Genomic DNA, 15,767 nt, shown 5'->3' with positions numbered 1-15,767 from the left:
GCGGCCCGGTAGACTGGCCGTCATGGCTATCTTCTCCGGGCAATAGCGGGTGGTGGCGCCCGGTCCCGGCGCGCCGACCGCCGATGAAGCCCCCTTCCCGCCGCCCGGGTCCGCACCCGGCCGCCCGCCCACGTCCCAGGAGCAGTCCCAGCCATGATTTCCGCCAACGCCCTAGAGCTGCGCGCCGGTGCCCGGATCCTGATCGAGTCCGCGAACTTCAAGGTCGCCGCCGGCGACCGGATCGGCCTGGTCGGGCGCAACGGCGCCGGCAAGACCACGCTCACCAAGGTGCTGGCCGGTGAGGGCCTGCCCGCCGCCGGTACCGTCACCCGCTCGGGCGAGGTCGGCTACCTCCCGCAGGACCCGCGCACCGGCGACCTGGACGTCCTCGCCAAGGACCGCATCCTCTCCGCCCGCGGCCTCGACACCGTGCTGAAGAAGATGCGCGAGAACGAGGACCGGATGGCCAACGGCCAGGGCGCCACCCGGGACAACGCGATGAAGAAGTACGCGCGCCTGGAGACCGAGTTCCTCACCAAGGGCGGGTACGCCGCCGAGGCCGAGGCCGCCACCATCGCCGCGGCGCTGGGCCTGCCGGACCGCATCCTGGCCCAGCCGCTGCACACCCTCTCCGGTGGTCAGCGCCGCCGCGTCGAGCTCGCCCGGATCCTCTTCTCGGACTCCGACGTGCTGCTGCTCGACGAGCCCACCAACCACCTGGACGCGGACTCGATCGTCTGGCTGCGGGACTTCCTCAAGACGTACAAGGGCGGCTTCATCGTCATCTCGCACGACGTCGACCTGGTCGAGACGGTCGTCAACAAGGTCTTCTACCTGGACGCCAACCGCTCCGCCATCGACGTCTACAACATGGGCTGGCGGCAGTACCAGCAGCAGCGCGAGGACGACGAGAAGCGCCGCAAGCGCGAGCGGGCCAACGCGGAGAAGAAGGCCGCGACCCTGAACGCCCAGGCCGACAAGATGCGCGCCAAGGCGACCAAGACGGTGGCCGCGCAGAACATGGCCCGCCGCGCCGACAAGCTGCTCGCCGGCCTGGACCAGGTCCGGGTGAGCGACAAGGTCGCCAAGCTGCGCTTCCCGGACCCGGCGCCCTGCGGCAAGACCCCGCTGACCGCCAGCGGCCTGTCCAAGTCCTACGGCTCGCTGGAGATCTTCACCGACGTCGACCTGGCGATCGACCGGGGCTCCCGGGTCGTCGTGCTGGGCTTCAACGGCGCGGGCAAGACCACCCTGCTGCGGATGCTGGCCGGGGTGGAGCAGCCGGACACCGGCGAGGTGATCCCCGGCCACGGCCTCAAGATCGGCTACTACGCCCAGGAGCACGAGACGCTCGACCCCGAGCGCAGCGTGCTGGAGAACATGCGCTCGGCCGCGCCGGACACCGACCTGGTGCAGATCCGCAAGATCCTCGGCTCCTTCCTGTTCTCCGGCGACGACGTGGACAAGCCGGCCGGGGTGCTCTCCGGCGGTGAGAAGACCCGTCTGGCCCTGGCCACCCTGGTGGTCTCCTCGGCCAACGTGCTGCTGCTGGACGAGCCCACCAACAACCTCGACCCGGCCAGCCGCGAGGAGATCCTGGGCGCGCTGCGCGAGTTCTCCGGCGCGGTCGTGCTGGTCACCCACGACGAGGGCGCGGTCGAGGCGCTCGACCCGGAGCGGATCATCCTGCTGCCCGACGGGGTCGAGGACCTGTGGAACCCGTCGTACGCCGATCTGGTCTCGCTGGCCTGACCGGAAGTAGACGCCGGATCCGCTTTTCGGCCCAGAATATCTAGTCCTTTCGGCGTGTCCGGGAATGAAGAAGACCCGGATTCCGTTTAAGCACTTCCCGTCGGCCCGCCACTCGAACGTGGTCGGGCCGACGCTGCTGATCAGCTATTTCTCGGCATTCGGCGGCAGCCGCCCGGGGGCGTGCACTCTGCGTGAGCGCCCTGGTGCGCTCGGATCACCACCGCAGGACCACGCATTTGCGACATCGACCTTGTCGAATGGGTGGCCAGGACGCGGTGGATGGGTGATCATGGGAATCTGACCGAGCAACGCTACGAGGAGGCACGGGTGGCCGAGACTCTGAAAAAGGGCAGCCGGGTGACCGGTGCCGCGCGTGAGAAGCTCGCGGCCGATCTCAAGAAGAAGTACGACTCCGGGGCGAGCATTCGCGCTCTCGCGGAGGAGACCGGTCGTTCGTACGGCTTCGTGCACCGGATGCTGAGCGAGTCCGGAGTGATCCTCCGGGGCCGCGGCGGTGCCACGCGGGGCAAGAACAAGGCGACTGCCGGGGCCGGTTCCTGACGGTCAATCAGCTCTGAGCTGGATGGCGCGGCGGCCTGACGCCCGCCGAGGAGACGACGGCCGACCACGGCCGGGCGTCCGCCCTCGGGTCGAGTGGACCGGCCGCCGATCGTCATGTCCGCCCCCGGGCGCCGGGGGCCGTTCCGATCTCTGCGGGCCGGGGGCCTGCCCGTCCGCGCCCAGGTTTGTTACTCTCCGGTAGCCACGTCCCCAGCCACCGGAGGTTCCCGCATGACCGCCCCCGCCACTGACCCGCAGGCCCCGAGCTGGGAGCGGGACGGCGTCCGGCTGGAGACCGACGGCGAGCTCGCCGTTGTCACCCTCTGTCAGCCCAAGCGGCGCAACGCCCAGTCGCCCGCACTCTGGCGCGCCCTCGCCCAGGCCGGTCGCGAACTGCCCGGCAGCGTGCGGGTGGTGCTGCTGCGCGCCGAGGGCGTCTCCTTCTCCGCCGGACTGGACCGGGCGATGTTCACCCCCGAGGGCATCCCCGGCGAGCCCACCTTCCTGCAGCTGGCCGGCTCCGCCGACCAGGAGCTGGACGACGCCATCGCCGCCTACCAGGAGGCCTTCACCTGGTGGCGCCGCGCCGACCTGGTCTCCATCGCCGTCGTCCAGGGCCACGCCGTCGGGGCCGGCTTCCAGCTCGCGCTCGGCTGTGACCTGCGGGTGGTCGCCGACGACGTGCAGTTCGCCATGAAGGAGACCTCGCTCGGGCTCGTCCCCGACCTGGCCGGCACCAAGCCGCTGGTCGACCTCGTCGGCTACGCCCGGGCGCTGGAGATCTGCGCGACCGGCCGCTGGGTCGGCGCCGAGGAGGCCGCCGCGACCGGGCTGGCCAACCTGTCGGTGCCCGGCGCCGAACTCGACGCCGCCGCCCGGGACCTCGCCGCCGCCCTGCTGGCCGCCCCGCGCGGGGCCGTGACCGAGACCAAGGCCCTGCTCCAGGGGGCCTCCGGACGGTCGTACGAGGAGCAGCGTTCGGCCGAACGGGCGGCCCAGGCCCGCCGGCTGCGGGAACTCGCCGGGATCGGCGACTGACCCACCCGCCATTGCGCGCAGGCCCGGCCCCGGGGGAGCACCCCGGGGCCGGGCCTGCGGCGTTCCGGGGCGTGCTCGGCGGGCGGGGGTCGTGGCGGAATGCCAGAGTTGGGGAGGTTTGCGATATAGCTGGAGCCGCTACGAGGGAGATGCGCCCCATGCCTGACACTCCGACGCCCGCGACCCTGCACAAGAACCCCGGTGGCGGGCCCACCCCCGGCCCGCCCGCCGGTGCCCGGCCCGCGCCCGGCGCGGGCGGGGACGGCGGTCGGCCGTCCGCCGAGCGCGGCCGCACGGCGCTGGCGGTCGGTGTGGTGGAGAAGATCGCCGGGATGGCCGCCCGGGAGGTCTCCGGCATCCACGCGCTGGGCTCCGGACTGGCCCGCACCTTCGGCGCGATGCGGGACCGGGTCCCCGGCGGCAGGTCGAGCATCGGGCGCGGGATCAAGGCCGAGGTCGGCGAGAAGCAGACCGCGATCGACATCGCCCTGGTGGTCGAGTACGGCGTGGTGATCCCCGAACTCGCCCGCCAGGTGCGGGAGAACATCATCGACGCGGTGGAGCGGATGACCGGCCTGGAGGTCGTCGAGGTCAACATCGCGGTCAACGACGTCCACCTCCCGGACGAACCGGAGTTCGAGGAGGAAGAGGAGCCGGTGGCGTCGTCGGGGCAGCGGCCCAAGCTCAAGTAGCGCCCGGCCGCGGGACCGCCCGGGGTGTTGGTGTCGGCGTTCGGTGGAGGACGAGGGAGTAGCGGATGAACCTGGCCATCGTCGGCCTGGTGGTGGGCATGGCCCTCGGCTTCGCCGGGTACTTCGGCGGGTTCGCGGCGTTCCTGCTGGTGGCGGCGCTCGGGCTGGTCGGCTTCGTGGCCGGGCGGCTGCTGGAGGGCGACATCGAGCTCGGCGACCTCGGGGACCTGCTCCGCGGTCGCGACCGGCGGCGCTGATGGGGGCCGCCGTACCGGCGCCTGGTCCCGGCCCTAGCCCCGTCCCTGGTCCCGTCCCCGGTCCCGCCTCCGGTGCGGTGCGCCGGGGGCGGTTGCGGGTCGCCGACCGGGTGTACGAACGGATCGCCGGGCAGGCGGCGCGGGAGGTGGTCGCCGAGGCCTGGGGCGGGCGGTCGGTGAAGGGGGAGCCGCCGAAGGTCTCGGTGGCGCGGCCGGGCAGCACGGTGACCGTCCGGGTGGCGGTCGAGCTGCCCTTCCCGGCGGACCTGGCCGGACTCGCCCGGCGGGTGCGGGACCGGGTGGCGGCGCAGGTGAACGGGCTGACGGGGACGAAGGTGTCCGAAGTGGTCGTGGTGGTCGAGAAGTTGGTCGCCGGGGGAGCGTGGTGAAGGGGGACGCGGTGGCGGCGTCGGGGCCGGAGGGGTCGGGTTCGGAGGGGTCGGGTTCGGAGGGGTCGGGTTCGGAGGCGGTGGGGAAGGTGCCCCGGTTGCGGTCGGGGCGGGCGGCCGTCGCGGCGCCGGTCGCCACGCTGGTGCTGGTGGTGGCGGGAGCGCTGCTGTACGACGCGGTCGCGGTCCGGGCCGGGCAGCCGGCCCGGCGGTGGCGGGCGCAGATCGCGGACGAGCTGGCCACCCGGCACCTGGACGACCTGTGGGTGCTGGTCGGCGCCGGTGCGGCGGCCCTGGTCGGGCTGGGGCTTCTGTGGCTGGCGTTCGCACCCGGGCTGCGGCGCTGGCTGGTGCTGCGGCCGTACGGCGGGACGGGGGCGGCGATCGACCGGGCCGGGGTCGGGCACCTGCTGGCGGACCGGGCCGCCGGGCTGGCTGGCATCGAGCACCTGAGGGTCAAGGTCGGGCGGCGGCGGGTGCGGGTGTCGGTGAGCGGGCCGGTGGACCCGGCGGGGGTGCAGCGGCAGTTGCGGGAGGAGCTGGCGCGGGTGGGGTTGGCGCGGCCGTTGCGGCTGGACGTGCGGTCCTGGCGGGGGCCGGCGGGTGGGGGCGTGGCCGGGGAGTCGGCGGACGGGGTGGGGGAGCGGACCGGGGAGGCGGCGCGGTGAAGCGGACGGTCGTCAACCGGGTGCTGCTGGCGGTGGTGGGGGCGGTGCTGGTGGGAGTCGGGGTGCTGGTGCTGGCGGGCGGGCTCGACCTGTACCGGCGGCTGGGGGTCGATCCGCCGAGCTGGTGGCCGTTGACCTCGCCGGACCAGCCGGTGGTCAGCGCACGCTCCCGGGTGCGGTGGGTCGGCTCCTCGTGGTGGTGGCCGACGGTGATCGGGGGGCTGTCGCTGCTGGTGCTCGGGACGGCCTGGTGGCTGGTGGCGCAGCTGCGGCGGACCGGACTCGCCCACATCACGGTGCCGACGCCAGGGGCGCGGGGGCTGCGGATGCGGGTGAACTCGCGGGCGCTGGAGGAGGCGCTGGAGCACGGTACGGCGGTGCTGCCGGAGGTGCAGCGGGCCGGGGTCCGGCTGGTGCGGGCCCCCGGGCACCCGCGGCTGCGGGGCGCCGTACGGCTGACCCCGGGCGGGGACCCGGTCGGGCTGGTGGAGCACTTCGAGGACGGGCCGCGGACGGACGCGGTACGGAGTCTGGGGCTGGCGGAGCTGCCGGCCGACCTGCGGATCCGGGTGTTGCAGGAGGCTCCCGCCGGGGAGCGGCGGTCCGGGCGGCGTGGGTCTGGGCGGCGCGGGGTCGGGCGGCGGCGGGAGCGTCGTCAGCTGGAGTAGTGCGGGGGTCGAGGGGGCGAGGGAGTGGGAGCGGAGGGGCGGGGGCTAGAGGGAGCGGAGGGCGCCGCCGTCGACCGGGACCATCAGGCCGGTCAGGTAGGAGGCGGCGGGGGAGAGCAGGAAGGCGGCGACCTTGCCGAACTCCTCCGGGGTGCCGTAGCGGCCCAGCGGGATGTTGGCGCTGTGCTGGGCGCGGGCGGCCTCCGGGTCGGGGGCGAGGGCGTCCAGCTCGCGGACCCGGTCCGTGTCGATCCGGGCCGGGAGCAGGCCGAGCACCCGGATGCCGCGCGGGCCGAGCTCGTCGGCGAGGCTCTTCGCGGCCATCGCCAGACCGGGGCGCAGACCGTTGGAGATGCCGAGGCCGGGGATCGGCTGGCGGACCGAGCTGGAGAGCACGAAGCCGATCACCCCGCCGGAGGGGAGGGCGGCGGCCGCGGTGCGGGCGAGGCGGAGGGCGCCGAGGAAGACGGACTCGAAGGCGTCGCGCCAGGCGGACTCGGGGGTCGTCTCGACCGGGCCGGCCTGCGGGCCGCCGACGCTGATCAGGATGCCGTCGAAGCGGCCGAAACGGGAGTTGGCCTCGGCGATCAGGCGGTCGGCGGTGTCGGGGGCGGCGTTGTCGGCGACCAGGCCGTGGGCGGAGCCGAGCGTGTCGAGCTCGGCGACGGCGGCGTCGACGGCCTGCGGGGTGCGGCCGCTGATCAGTACGTGGGCACCGTCGGCGGCGAGTTCGCGGGCGGCGGCGAGGCCGAGGCCTCGGGTGGCGCCGGTGACGATGTAGGCCTTGTTCTTGAGTCCTAGGTCCATGGGGGACATTTTGCCGCCGTAGGGGCCGCTGTGCGGGGTTGGGGCTGGCGTTGACGTTGGGGGGAAGGTTTAGCGTCGGTGGTGGTTGTTCGGGAGGAGTGGGGCGGTATGCGGATCGGGGAGTTGGCGGAGCGGGCGGGGACGACGACGCGGGCGTTGCGGTACTACGAGCAGTTGGGGCTGTTGCCGGCCCGGCGGGCTGGGAACGGGTACCGGGCGTACGGGGAGGAGGACGTGCGGCTGCTGCGGGAGATCCGGATGCTGCAGGACTTCGGGTTCGGGTTGGAGGAGACCCGGCCGTTCGTGGAGTGTCTGCGGGCGGGGCACCCGGAGGGGGATTCGTGTCCGGCCTCGTTGGAGGTCTACCGGCGGAAGTTGGCCGAGTTGGACGAGTGCATCGCGCGCTTGCGGGACGTCCGGGTGCAGGTGGCCGGGCAGTTCGAGCGGGCGGTGCGGGCGCGAGACGAGCTCGCGGCCTCCGAGCAGCCGCCCGAGTGTGAACTGGCCAGGGAGCAGAGGGAGTAGACGATGGTGGAGATCGCGGGTGTGCCGGCGGTGACGGACGAGACGTTCGCCGTGGAGGTGCTGGCGGCGGAGGGGCCGGTGCTGGTCGACTTCACGGCGGACTGGTGCCCGCCGTGCCGGATGATGGCGCCGGTGCTGGCGGACGTCGCGCGGGAGGAGGCGCACCGGTTCCGGGTGGTGAGCGTCGACGTGGACCGCAACCCCCGGACCCAGGCGGCGTACGGGGTGCTGTCGATGCCGACGTTGATGCTGTTCCGCGACGGGCAGCCGGTGCGGTCGGTGGTGGGGGCGCGGGCGAAGGCGCGGTTGTTGCGGGAGTTGGAGGACGCGCTCTAAGCCGGGAGGGCGTCGAGGGGGACCTCGGGTTCGGCGGCCTGCTTGGCGCGGTCCTTGGCCTCGCGGCGGACGAGGACCCAGAGACCGACCGGGATCATCGCGGTGAACAGCCACCACTGGATGGCGTAGGCCATGTGCGGGCCGATGTCGGAGTGGTTGGGCTCGGGGATCAGCTGCGGCTGGTCGGCCGGGGACGGGGTGGTGGCGGTGAGTTCCAGGTAGCCGCCGAGGAGGGGGCTGCCGGTCTCCTTGGACTGCTGTTCGGTGTTGATCAGGTTGAACTGGCGGTCGGGGAGGCCGGCCCGGTCCTTGACCCAGCCGCCGCTGCTGCCGGTGGTCTCGTCGGCGCGCATCCGGCCGGTGAGGGTGACCTCGCCGGTCGGGGCGGCCGGGACGGGCGGGTACTGGGTGGCGCCGTCGCCGGAGGGGACCCAGCCGCGGTTGATCAGGACGGTGCCCTTGCCGTCGGAGAGCTTGAGCGGGGTGAGGACGAAGTAGCCGAGGGTGCCGTTGGCGTCGGTCCGCTTGCGGACGACGAACTCGTGTGCCGGGTCGTACTGCCCGGTGGCCGTCACGGCGCGCCAGGTGAGGGCGGAGGGTACGGCGGTGCCGGGGGCGGCGGAGAGGCTGTCGAAGGGCACCGGCGAGGCCGTGAGGGCCTTGCCGATCAGCTCGTTCCGGGCCACCCGCGCCTCGTGGCGGTGCAGCTGCCAGAAGCCCAGCTTGATCGTCGCGGGGATCAGCAGCAGCGCGATCAGCATGGTGATCAGCCACTGGCGGGTCAGCAGAAAACGGTACACATGGGAACGGTACGCCGACCTCACAACGGGCTCACGCACCGGGGTGCGGGGCGACCTCGCGCAGCAGCTGGAGGAAGGCGTCCTCGGTGACGATCGGGGTGCCGACGTCGCGGGCCTTGCGGGCCTTGCCGCTCCAGCTGGTCGGCTCGTTGGTGACCAGCAGGCTGGTGAGCCGGCTGACGGAGGTGGCGATGTGCAGGCCGGCCTCGACGGCGCGGTCCTCCAGCACCTCGCGGTCGGTGGCGGTGTCCCCGGTGAAGGCCACCCGCATGCCCTGGACCAGCGGCTTGCCGTCCTCCCAGCGCCCCGGGTTGGGGTACGGGCAGGCCGGGCGCTTCTTGGCCTGGCGGTACTGGGCGCCGGTCCAGTTGCCACGGCCGGGGGCGGCGGGCTCGTCCTCGCCGAGGTCGGTGACCGCGACGCAGGTCTGGAAGGGCAGCGGGATGCCGTGGGTGCGGGCCAGGCGGAGGCTGGGGCGGAAGGCCTCGGCGAGCACCCGGGCGTCGTCCAGGGCGTTGTGGGCCTGGCGCTGCTGGACGCCGAAGTGGGCGGCGAGGGAGGAGAGCTTGCCGTTGGGCAGCGGGAGGCGCAGGTCGCGGGAGAGGACCATGGTGCACAGCCGCTGCTCGACCGGGGCGCTGCGGCCGGCCCGGGAGAACTCGCGGGAGATCATGTTCCAGTCGAACAGCGCGTTGTGCGCGACCAGGACGCGGTTCGCCAGGCGGGTGGCGAACTCCTCGGCGATCTCGGGGAAGGTCGGCGCGCCGGAGAGCAGCTCGGCGGTGAGGCCGTGGATCCAGACCGGGCCCGGGTCCCGTTCGGGGTTGACGAGGGTGTACCAGTGGTCGGTCACCTCGCCGTCGCCGTCCAGCTGGTAGACACCGGCCGAGATGACGCGGTCGGAGCGGCCGAGACCGGTGGTCTCGACGTCGACGACCGCGAAACCCTCGGCGGGGGCGGCGGAACGCTGGGCGGGGACCGGGGCGGTCCGCGGCGCGCCGTACGTCTCGGGCTGGATCGGTTGCATGGTCCAACAGGATAAGGGGCGAGTCGGCCGGGGCCGGTCGAAATGTTCCGACGGGGTAGCCGGAATAGAGTGGTCCGCATGGGTGTCGTACACCTGGTCGAGATCGTTTCCGGCCGGTGGGCCGGTTCTGTGTGAGGAAGAACGCATGCGCGCCACGGTGATCCACGGACCGAACGACATCCGGATCGAAGAGGTACCGGACCCGGTGATCCAGCAGCCGACGGACGTCGTGCTCCGGGTGGTCAACGCCTGTATCTGCGGCAGCGACCTGTGGGCCTACCGCGGGGTGGCCCAGCGGGTGCCCGGGCAGCGGATCGGGCACGAGTTCCTGGGCGTGGTCGAGGAGGTCGGCGCCGAGGTCCGGGGCTTCGCCAAGGGTGACTTCGTGGTCGCGCCCTTCGTCTGGTCGGACGGGGTCTGTGAGTTCTGTCTCGAAGGCCTCCAGACGTCCTGCCCGCACGGCGGGTTCTGGGGGTCGGTGGGTTCGGACGGCGGCCAGGGCGAGGCGGTGCGGGTGCCGTTCGCGGACGGGACGCTGGTGAAGCTGCCGAAGGAGGCGGTGGGCGACGAGAAGCTGCTGCCGGGCCTGCTGGCGCTGTCCGACGTGATGGCGACCGGGCACCACGCGGCGGTCTCGGCGGGGGTGCGCCCGGGCGCGACGGTCGCGGTGGTCGGCGACGGCGCGGTGGGCCTGTGCGGCGTGCTCGCGGCGAACCGGCTGGGCGCGGGCCGGATCATCGCCCTGGGCCGGCACACCGCCCGGACGGAGCTGGCCCGGCGCTTCGGGGCGACGGACGTGGTGGCCGAGCGCGGTGACGCGGCGATCGAGGCCGTCAAGGAGCTGACCGGCGGCCTGGGCGCGCACGCGGTGCTGGAGGCGGTCGGCACCGAGGAGTCGATGCGGACGGCGGTCTCGATCACCCGGGACGGCGGCGCGGTCGGCTACGTGGGCGTGCCGCACGGCGGCAGCGCGGGCGTCGACATCGGTCAGATGTTCGGCCGAAACGTTTCGCTCAACGGTGGCGTGGCCCCGGCCCGCGCGTACATCCCCGAGCTGCTGCCGGACGTGCTCTCCGGTGCGATCGAGCCGGGTCTGGTCTTCGACCGGACGGTCGATCTGGACGGCGTTCCGGACGGCTATCGCGCCATGGACGAGCGGTCCGCGCTGAAGGTCCGGATCGCCTTCTGATTCTGACGCTTCGTCAACAGGGGCGGCACCGTTGGACGGTGCCGCCCCTTTCGGTTGTGGTGACCCCGGTCCGGATGTGACGCGAGTGGTGGTTTTCGGCCAATTGGGTGGTTCGAGAGGGTGAACGACTGGCTGATCGCGGTCAACCCCTTCCGGGGTGGGCACGACGCTCCTAGCATTGCGCGGCGCGCACGAGGAATGTGACGTCCCTCACGTTCGAATTGTCCCCCCGTGTGACCGCTACGCCGAAGGAGTGAGGAGACAGAGTGGATTCGCCGCCGATCACCACTACTGCTACGGAAGTCCAACTCATCGATGACAGTGAGGAGTTCCGTACCCTGCGGCGCTCGTTCCGGAGCTTCGCCTTTCCGGTCACCATCGGTTTCGTGCTCTGGTACCTGCTCTACGTCCTGCTCTCCTGCTACGCCCCCGGGCTGATGGGCACCAAGGTCGTCGGGCACATCAACGTGGCCCTGGTGCTGGGGCTGCTGCAGTTCGTCACCACCTTCGTCATCGCCGCCTGGTACGCCCGCTACGCGGACCGGCGGATCGACCCGCCCGCCGCGGCGATCCGCGAGGCCTACGGAGCCGTCGTCCACGCCCCCCGGGAGTCCGCCGAATGACACCGCTCGCCAGCTCCGCCACGGAGCACCGCGGTCTGATCATGTCCTTGTTCGGGCTCTTCGTGGTGGCCACCCTGGTCATCACCGTCTGGGCCGGGCGGCAGAACCGCAGCGCCGCCGACTTCTACGCCGGCGGCCGCGGCTTCACCGGCTTCCAGAACGGCCTGGCCATCTCCGGCGACTACATGTCCGCCGCGTCCTTCCTCGGCATCGCCGGGATCATCGCCCTCACCGGCTACGACGGCTTCCTGTACTCGATCGGCTTCCTGGTCGCCTGGCTGGTCGCGCTGCTGCTGATCGCCGAGCCGCTGCGCAACTCCGGCCGGTTCACCATGGCGGACGTGCTCGCGTTCCGGATGCGCCAGCGCCCGGTGCGCACCGCGGCCGGGATCTCCACCATCGTGGTCTCGATCTTCTACCTGCTCGCCCAGATGGTCGGCGCCGGCGCCCTGGTGGCGCTGCTGCTGGGGGTCACCGGGGAGGGCGCCAAGCGCTGGACCATCCTCGCGGTCGGCGCGCTGATGATCATCTACGTGGTGATAGGGGGTATGAAGGGCACCACCTGGGTGCAGATCGTCAAGGCCGTGCTGCTGATCGCCGGCGCCGCGCTGATGACCGTCCTGGTGCTCGCCAAGTACCACTTCAACCCCTCCGAACTGCTCGGCGCGGCCGCCTCCGCGAGCGGCAAGGGCTCGGCCTTCCTGGAACCGGGGCTGAAGTACGGGGCCACCAACACCTCCAAGCTCGACTTCATCAGCCTCGGGATCGCCCTGGTGCTCGGCACCGCCGGCCTGCCGCACATCCTGGTCCGCTTCTACACCGTCCCCACCGCCAAGACGGCCCGGAAGTCCGTGCTCTGGGCGATCGGCATCATCGGCGTCTTCTACCTGATGACCCTGGCGCTGGGCTTCGGCGCGGCCGCGCTGGTCGGCCGCAGCGGCATGGTGGCCGTCGAGGGCAAGACGCCCTCCGGCAACACCGCGGCGCCGCTGCTCGCCGAGCAGCTCGGCGGCGGGGCCGGCACCACCGGCGGGGCGATCATGCTCGCGGTGATCTCGGCGGTCGCCTTCGCCACCATCCTCGCCGTGGTCGCCGGGCTCACCCTGGCCTCCTCGGCCTCCTTCGCCCACGACCTCTACGCCAATGTGATCCGGCGCGGCAAGGCGACCGAGAAGGAGGAGGTGCGGTCCGCCAAGTGGGCCGCCGTCGCGATCGGCGCCGTCGCCATCGTGCTCAGCCTCTACGCGGGCAAGCTCAGCACCGCCGCCCTGGTCGCGCTGGCCTTCGCGGTGGCCGCCTCGGCCAACCTGCCGACCCTGCTCTACTCGCTGTTCTGGAAGCGCTTCACCACCACCGGCGCGGTCAGCTCGGTCTACGCGGGCCTGGTCTCCTCGGTGGTGCTGGTGGTGTTCTCCCCGGTGCTCTCCGGGGCCAAGAACTCGCTCTTCCCGGACGCCGACTTCCACTGGTTCCCGCTGGAGAACCCCGGCCTGGTCTCCATCCCGATCGGCTTCCTGGCCGGCTGGCTCGGCACCCTGCTGTCCAAGGAACGTCCGGACCCGGCGAAGTACGCTGAACTGGAGGTCCGCTCGCTCACCGGGCTGGGCGCCCACTGATCGATCCGGCATGACTATGCTGGCCCGGCCCGCCGTGACGGTGGCCGGGCCGGCGGTTTTTCGGGAAGGGACGCACGTGCTGCTCGACACCTTCGGACGACGCGCCGTCGACCTGCGGGTCTCCCTCACCGACCGGTGCAACCTCCGCTGCACGTACTGCATGCCGGAGGAGGGGCTCCAGTGGCTGGCCAAGCCGGACCTGCTCACTGACGAGGAGATCGTCCGGCTGGTCACCCTCGCCGTGCGCGACCTGGGCGTGCGCGAGGTCCGCTTCACCGGCGGCGAGCCGCTGCTGCGCCCCGGTCTGGTCGCGATCGTCGCCGCCTGCTCCGAGCTGGAGCCGCGCCCCGAGCTGTCGCTGACCACCAACGGCATCGGACTGGCCCGCACCGCGACGGCGCTGCGCGAGGCCGGACTGGACCGGGTCAACGTCTCGCTGGACACCCTCGACCCCGAGGTGTTCCTCACCCTCACCCGCCGCCGGCGCCACCAGGACGTGCTGGACGGGCTGGCCGCCGCTGAGGCGGCCGGGCTGGCGCCGGTGAAGCTGAACGCGGTGCTGATGCGCGGGGTCAACGACCACGAGGCGGCCGACCTGCTGGCCTGGTGCCTGGAGCGGGGCTACGAGCTGCGCTTCATCGAGCAGATGCCGTTGGACGCCCAGCACGGCTGGGACCGCTCGTCGATGGTCACCGCGGAGGAGATCCTGGAGCTGCTGCGGGCCCGGTTCACGCTCACCGCGGAGCCGTCCGGGCGCCGGGGCGCGGCGCCCGCCGAGCGCTGGGTGGTGGACGGCGGCGCCGGCCGGGTCGGCGTGATCGCCTCCGTCACCCGGCCGTTCTGCCGGGCCTGCGACCGGACCAGGCTGACCGCCGACGGACAGGTGCGCAACTGCCTGTTCGCGACCGGGGAGACGGACCTGCGCACCGCGCTGCGCTCGGGAGCGGACGACGCGGAGCTGGCCGCGCTGTGGCGGGCGGCGATGTGGGGAAAGAAGGCCGGGGCCGGGATCGACGACCCGGAGTTCCACCAGCCCGAGCGGCCGATGTCGGCGATCGGCGGTTAGGGCCTGTCCGGCGGATCTTGCCAGGCGCGCGACGCCGGGCATCCCGCCTGGACGCACGCCCGAATCGCCCAAGTACGTCCAGTACGAAGCCGACTCGGGCGCACGCCCAGCCGGGCGCCCAACGCCGCGCGCTGATCTGCCAAGATCCGCCGGACAGGCCCTAGGCCGGACGGGCCTCAGGCCTCTTCCGGGGTCCAGTCGGCGAAGGCGACGACCTCCTTGAGGAAGCCGCGCACGCCCAGGAACTGGGACAGGTGCTCGCGGTGCTCCTCGCAGGCGAGCCAGGTCTTGCGGCGGTCCGGGGTGTGCAGCTTGGGGTTGTTCCACACCAGCACCCAGTGGGCGTCCGCCCGGCAGCCCTTGGCGGAGCAGATCGGGGTCTGCGGGGTGTCCATCGGGGGCCGTCCTCCGGGGTTCGGCGGGTGCGTGGTCACCGCCAGTCTGTCACGCCGCGCGGGCCCGACCGGATCCGGGCATGGCGACGCCGGGCAGCCACGGGGGGAGCCGCCCGGCGTCGGTCCGTCGCTCCGACGGGGGATGCGGAGCGCGTACGCAGTATGTCACGCCGAAGGCCTCGGATGGGGAGGTCTTGCATGATTAATCTGAGCTTCTTCTGAGCTTTCGCCGACCTGATTCCGGCTCAATCCCCGTAAACCGGGCGGTCAGTCCGCGCTCGGTGACGTTCCGGTGCCGGAGGGCTTTGCCTGTCCTGTACCAGGAGCCGCACCAGCCCCACCCGTACCACCGGGGCCGAGCATCAGCGGGGTGTCGGACGGGAAGTCGAAGGAGCTCGGCAGGCCCGGTGCCCGCTCCCGGCCGGCGTTGGCGATCAGCACCGCGAAGTACGGCAGCAGCACCCCGCCCGCCAGCGCCCCGAAGGCCAGCCAGCGCTCGACGTTCCACAGCACCACCGCGAGCAGTACGCAGACGGTGCGCAGCAGCATCGAGATGACGTAGCGGCGCTGGCGCCCCCGGACGTCCTCGGAGAGGCTGCTGCGCGCCCCCGTGATCCGGTGGATCTGTCCGCCGCCGGCGCTCTTGCCCATGTGTCCAACCGCCCTCGTCCAGGCATCCGCGCGCTGTTCCGCACGGCCTCCTCACGGTACGCCCGGGCGCCCGGGACGACGAGACCGGGTGGGCGGGGCCCACCCGGTCGGGCGTGATAGGGGAGCCGTACGGCGTCAGGAGCGTCTACGAGCGCCGGGAGAGGTAGAGCGGGGGCACGGCGTCGGTGAGCCAGACGCCGTTCTCGCTGAGCCGGAACTCGTGGCCGGCCGCCGCCATCGCGGCCGCGTTGACGGTCAGCACGACCGGGCGGCCGTGCCGGGCGCCGACCCGGGTGGCCGTCTCGGTCTCCGCCGAGAGGTGGACGTCCCGGCGGGTCATCGGGCGCAGCCCCTCGCGGAAGATCGACGCCAGGTGGCGGTCGGCGGTGCCGTGGTAGAGCACCGGCGGCGGCACGGTGGCGGTCAGACCGAGGTCGACCGCCACCGTGTGGCCCTGGTTGGCGCGGATCGAGAGGCCGTCCGGGGAGTAGCCGAAACGGCGCTTGTTGTTGGTGGCCACGACGTGGTCGAGCTCGGGCCTGGTGAGCGGCCTGCCCTTCGCCGCGAGGGCGCCGAGCAGGACGTCGATCCGGACCCAGCCGGAGTCGTCCAGCGTGATCCCCACCAGCTCCGGCTCGTGCCGCAGGATGCGCGACAGCATCTTGCTCGATCTGACCAGCCGCTTCTCGTCCATCATGTTCTTTCCA

20 protein-coding genes are annotated in these 15,767 nt (G+C 72.7%); 14 read left to right on the top strand and 6 right to left on the bottom strand.

The genetic code is table 11. The features are described 5' to 3' along the window. The first annotated feature begins 153 nt into the window (after positions 1–153). The 8 genes from ACFXOZ_RS20120 (at position 154) to ACFXOZ_RS20085 (ending at position 6,025) form a co-directional block, all read left to right on the top strand. Complete coding sequence (locus tag ACFXOZ_RS20120; RefSeq protein ID WP_375893952.1) at positions 154–1,752, top strand: ABC-F family ATP-binding cassette domain-containing protein; 1,599 nt, start codon at positions 154–156, stop codon at positions 1,750–1,752. 327 nt (positions 1,753–2,079) lie between these two features. Continuing rightward, complete coding sequence (locus ACFXOZ_RS20115) at positions 2,080–2,313, top strand: helix-turn-helix domain-containing protein (protein ID WP_030059940.1); 234 nt, start codon at positions 2,080–2,082, stop codon at positions 2,311–2,313. A gap of 231 nt (positions 2,314–2,544) precedes the next feature. Beyond that, a complete protein-coding gene (locus tag ACFXOZ_RS20110; RefSeq protein ID WP_380591757.1) occupies positions 2,545–3,351 on the top strand; it encodes an enoyl-CoA hydratase/isomerase family protein in 807 nt (268 codons plus the stop codon). A gap of 158 nt (positions 3,352–3,509) precedes the next feature. Further along, the gene (locus ACFXOZ_RS20105) at positions 3,510–4,043 is read left to right on the top strand and encodes an Asp23/Gls24 family envelope stress response protein (protein ID WP_375893945.1); all 534 of its coding nucleotides are present in this window, start codon (positions 3,510–3,512) and stop codon (positions 4,041–4,043) included. Between the two features lie 65 nt (positions 4,044–4,108). Beyond that, the gene (locus ACFXOZ_RS20100; protein WP_063349611.1) at positions 4,109–4,300 is read left to right on the top strand and encodes a hypothetical protein; all 192 of its coding nucleotides are present in this window, start codon (positions 4,109–4,111) and stop codon (positions 4,298–4,300) included. 110 nt (positions 4,301–4,410) lie between these two features. Then, positions 4,411–4,689: an Asp23/Gls24 family envelope stress response protein gene (locus ACFXOZ_RS20095; RefSeq protein ID WP_380591755.1), complete on the top strand. Its 279-nt coding sequence runs from the start codon at positions 4,411–4,413 to the stop codon at positions 4,687–4,689. Between the two features lie 98 nt (positions 4,690–4,787). Then, positions 4,788–5,357, top strand: a complete 570-nt coding sequence (locus tag ACFXOZ_RS20090) for a DUF6286 domain-containing protein (RefSeq protein ID WP_380591753.1) — start codon at positions 4,788–4,790, stop codon at positions 5,355–5,357. Next, a complete protein-coding gene (locus tag ACFXOZ_RS20085) occupies positions 5,354–6,025 on the top strand; it encodes an alkaline shock response membrane anchor protein AmaP (RefSeq protein ID WP_375893937.1) in 672 nt (223 codons plus the stop codon). Before ACFXOZ_RS20090 ends, ACFXOZ_RS20085 begins: the two co-directional genes overlap by 4 nt. A gap of 45 nt (positions 6,026–6,070) precedes the next feature. On the opposite strand, the gene ACFXOZ_RS20080 is transcribed toward ACFXOZ_RS20085, so the two are convergent. Continuing rightward, entirely contained in the window at positions 6,071–6,832 is a 762-nt protein-coding gene (locus ACFXOZ_RS20080) for an SDR family oxidoreductase (RefSeq protein WP_375893936.1), read from the bottom strand. A gap of 108 nt (positions 6,833–6,940) precedes the next feature. Here ACFXOZ_RS20080 and ACFXOZ_RS20075 point away from each other — a divergent pair, with 108 nt between their 5' ends. Then, positions 6,941–7,357 carry a MerR family transcriptional regulator gene (locus ACFXOZ_RS20075; RefSeq protein ID WP_375894023.1) on the top strand — a complete coding sequence of 139 codons (417 nt, stop codon included), beginning with the start codon at positions 6,941–6,943 and terminating at the stop codon, positions 7,355–7,357. Between the two features lie 3 nt (positions 7,358–7,360). Beyond that, positions 7,361–7,693 (top strand): thioredoxin, encoded by a 333-nt coding sequence (trxA, locus tag ACFXOZ_RS20070; RefSeq protein WP_375893934.1) that lies wholly within the window; start codon positions 7,361–7,363, stop codon positions 7,691–7,693. Here trxA and ACFXOZ_RS20065 read toward each other — a convergent pair. Together ACFXOZ_RS20065 and ACFXOZ_RS20060 are read right to left on the bottom strand one after the other, a co-directional pair. After that, positions 7,690–8,493, bottom strand: coding sequence for an SURF1 family protein (locus ACFXOZ_RS20065; RefSeq protein WP_380530845.1), 804 nt, complete (start codon positions 8,491–8,493; stop codon positions 7,690–7,692). The genes trxA and ACFXOZ_RS20065 overlap by 4 nt on opposite strands. Before the next feature lie 31 nt (positions 8,494–8,524). Next, positions 8,525–9,520: a DEDDh family exonuclease gene (locus ACFXOZ_RS20060; RefSeq protein WP_380396302.1), complete on the bottom strand. Its 996-nt coding sequence runs from the start codon at positions 9,518–9,520 to the stop codon at positions 8,525–8,527. A gap of 145 nt (positions 9,521–9,665) precedes the next feature. On the opposite strand from ACFXOZ_RS20060, the gene ACFXOZ_RS20055 reads away from it, so the two are divergent. The 4 genes from ACFXOZ_RS20055 (at position 9,666) to moaA (ending at position 14,014) form a co-directional block, all read left to right on the top strand. Further along, the gene (locus ACFXOZ_RS20055; RefSeq protein ID WP_375893927.1) at positions 9,666–10,709 is read left to right on the top strand and encodes a zinc-dependent alcohol dehydrogenase family protein; all 1,044 of its coding nucleotides are present in this window, start codon (positions 9,666–9,668) and stop codon (positions 10,707–10,709) included. Between the two features lie 266 nt (positions 10,710–10,975). Beyond that, complete coding sequence (locus ACFXOZ_RS20050; protein ID WP_375893924.1) at positions 10,976–11,332, top strand: DUF485 domain-containing protein; 357 nt, start codon at positions 10,976–10,978, stop codon at positions 11,330–11,332. Further along, positions 11,329–12,948, top strand: a complete 1,620-nt coding sequence (locus ACFXOZ_RS20045; protein WP_380396304.1) for a cation acetate symporter — start codon at positions 11,329–11,331, stop codon at positions 12,946–12,948. The genes ACFXOZ_RS20050 and ACFXOZ_RS20045 overlap by 4 nt, the downstream gene beginning before the upstream one ends. Positions 12,949–13,024: 76 nt before the next feature. Beyond that, a complete protein-coding gene (gene moaA, locus ACFXOZ_RS20040) occupies positions 13,025–14,014 on the top strand; it encodes a GTP 3',8-cyclase MoaA (protein ID WP_375894020.1) in 990 nt (329 codons plus the stop codon). A gap of 176 nt (positions 14,015–14,190) precedes the next feature. Here moaA and ACFXOZ_RS20035 read toward each other — a convergent pair whose 3' ends face one another. The 3 genes from ACFXOZ_RS20035 to ACFXOZ_RS20025 form a co-directional block, all read right to left on the bottom strand. Continuing rightward, complete coding sequence (locus ACFXOZ_RS20035) at positions 14,191–14,409, bottom strand: hypothetical protein (protein ID WP_375893920.1); 219 nt, start codon at positions 14,407–14,409, stop codon at positions 14,191–14,193. Positions 14,410–14,676: 267 nt separating this feature from the next. Further along, complete coding sequence (locus ACFXOZ_RS20030) at positions 14,677–15,060, bottom strand: DUF3099 domain-containing protein (protein ID WP_375893917.1); 384 nt, start codon at positions 15,058–15,060, stop codon at positions 14,677–14,679. Positions 15,061–15,205: 145 nt separating this feature from the next. Beyond that, entirely contained in the window at positions 15,206–15,754 is a 549-nt protein-coding gene (locus ACFXOZ_RS20025) for an RNA 2'-phosphotransferase (RefSeq protein ID WP_380530851.1), read from the bottom strand. Positions 15,755–15,767: the final 13 nt, after the last annotated feature.

The sequence above is a fragment of the Kitasatospora sp. NPDC059160 genome (genome assembly GCF_042755465.1).
In the GTDB taxonomy this organism is placed as follows: domain Bacteria; phylum Actinomycetota; class Actinomycetes; order Streptomycetales; family Streptomycetaceae; genus Kitasatospora.
Note: the sequence above shows the minus strand (reverse complement) of the source record. Positions and strands in the feature narration are given on the sequence as shown.

Excerpts from the sequence above, each read along its gene's own strand:
- ACFXOZ_RS20080 (WP_375893936.1), bottom strand. The coding sequence starts at position 6,832 with ATGGACCTAGGACTCAAGAACAAGGCCTACATCGTCACCGGCGCCACC.
- ACFXOZ_RS20055 (WP_375893927.1), top strand. The coding sequence starts at position 9,666 with ATGCGCGCCACGGTGATCCACGGACCGAACGACATCCGGATCGAAGAG.
- ACFXOZ_RS20035 (WP_375893920.1), bottom strand. The coding sequence starts at position 14,409 with ATGGACACCCCGCAGACCCCGATCTGCTCCGCCAAGGGCTGCCGGGCG.
- ACFXOZ_RS20060 (WP_380396302.1), bottom strand. The coding sequence starts at position 9,520 with ATGCAACCGATCCAGCCCGAGACGTACGGCGCGCCGCGGACCGCCCCG.
- ACFXOZ_RS20100 (WP_063349611.1), top strand. The coding sequence starts at position 4,109 with ATGAACCTGGCCATCGTCGGCCTGGTGGTGGGCATGGCCCTCGGCTTC.
- ACFXOZ_RS20030 (WP_375893917.1), bottom strand. The coding sequence starts at position 15,060 with ATGGGCAAGAGCGCCGGCGGCGGACAGATCCACCGGATCACGGGGGCG.
- ACFXOZ_RS20075 (WP_375894023.1), top strand. The coding sequence starts at position 6,941 with ATGCGGATCGGGGAGTTGGCGGAGCGGGCGGGGACGACGACGCGGGCG.
- ACFXOZ_RS20110 (WP_380591757.1), top strand. The coding sequence starts at position 2,545 with ATGACCGCCCCCGCCACTGACCCGCAGGCCCCGAGCTGGGAGCGGGAC.
- ACFXOZ_RS20120 (WP_375893952.1), top strand. The coding sequence starts at position 154 with ATGATTTCCGCCAACGCCCTAGAGCTGCGCGCCGGTGCCCGGATCCTG.
- trxA (WP_375893934.1), top strand. The coding sequence starts at position 7,361 with ATGGTGGAGATCGCGGGTGTGCCGGCGGTGACGGACGAGACGTTCGCC.
- ACFXOZ_RS20045 (WP_380396304.1), top strand. The coding sequence starts at position 11,329 with ATGACACCGCTCGCCAGCTCCGCCACGGAGCACCGCGGTCTGATCATG.
- ACFXOZ_RS20105 (WP_375893945.1), top strand. The coding sequence starts at position 3,510 with ATGCCTGACACTCCGACGCCCGCGACCCTGCACAAGAACCCCGGTGGC.
- ACFXOZ_RS20025 (WP_380530851.1), bottom strand. The coding sequence starts at position 15,754 with ATGGACGAGAAGCGGCTGGTCAGATCGAGCAAGATGCTGTCGCGCATC.